Consider the following 1,193-nt stretch of genomic DNA (forward strand, 5'->3'; position numbering starts at 1 on the left):
GCCGAGAACGGCGAATTCGTGTGTGACGACTGCAGGATCGACCATCGGCTCCTCACCTTCGGCGCGCCAATCGTGTCGTACTTCGGGATGGCTCTCGGTCCGCAGGGTGGGCCCACTGTTGCGATTTTGTGCCACTTCGACGTCGAACATCGTGCGCTCAAGCCGTGTGAACTTGCGTTCTTGCGCGCCGTGGCACCCTTGTTGCTGGAGCATCTGGATTGAAATCTACCGAAGGAGCGCGCGAGCCAGTTGGAGGATTGTGATGATGACAAACTCTGCAGTTCATCGATTCGCCTACGACGGCTGGAATGTGGAGGTTGCGCTGGATGGTTCGACCCTCGACGGGGTCATCTCTGGTCATGCGGATCTTCATTGGAAAAATGGCCACCGATGCCGGATAGCCTTGGCAGGAAGGCATCAAAGCGGAGCGAGTGCGATCGCCTCTCTGTCCCAGCGATCGCGCGTCTTCATTGACGACTGGCGAAGGAAGCGCCTCGCAGGTGCGCCTGAGGGTTCAGAGCGTCAAGCTGAGGCCGGATTGGCCGGCCGCGAAGCCTGCTTCGCGGTCCAGGAGCGGATAAATCAGCTTGCTGTTGATGATTGACTTCATCGTGTTAACTTCTGCGCCCGCGAGCCATGCCGTGTGTTCTCAACTTTGCGTCACCACGGCCCCCAGCGGCCGAGATCCAGGCAAGTCACGTCGTCCGGTTGGCTTAAGGCGTGAGTTTCCAGCAGATCCGCTGCAACGTTGTCGCCCACCGACTAGCCCAATGGGATGGCGTGCTGGCAGGCCATCAGCGAGTGGTTGCCTGGGTCATCGGTGGGCGCGACGACAGCCTCGCCAGCGACGAACACCTTGAGCACCGCCGGCAAAACGCTGGTCCAGTAAGCTGGCTATCGGCCTCGAAGTCCTCGCCTTGGGGCGTAGATCACTTCGTACGCCAACTGGAATCTCAGAAATCCCGGAACTGAGCCGAATCGCCACGAAAAAGGCCCGCCGAAGCGGGCAATGAGGACACTCGAAAGTCCTCTTTGGAGGAGGAAGGTAAGCGGCTGGCCGTCCCATAGTTGACGGGCGGACGAGGATCGCCGCGGTAGCGGCGACGTGCTCAGCGCGCGGGGTGCCAGTTGTGCGGAAGCAGTTCGTCGATGCGGCTGTTCAGCTGCGTGGGCAGCCGGGTGAGGACATCATT

General features: G+C 60.7%; 2 protein-coding genes. Both read left to right on the forward strand.

Translation table 11 applies throughout. The features are described 5' to 3' along the window. The coding region (locus AC1DF3_RS36885) for a hypothetical protein (protein WP_478142797.1) at positions 1-222 on the forward strand (222 nt) is incomplete at its 5' end. A gap of 40 nt (positions 223-262) precedes the next feature. Continuing rightward, positions 263-604: a hypothetical protein gene (locus AC1DF3_RS36890; RefSeq protein ID WP_478142798.1), complete on the forward strand. Its 342-nt coding sequence runs from the start codon at positions 263-265 to the stop codon at positions 602-604. The last annotated feature ends 589 nt before the right edge of the window (positions 605-1,193 follow it).

The organism is Variovorax sp. 10N432 (assembly GCF_056394465.1).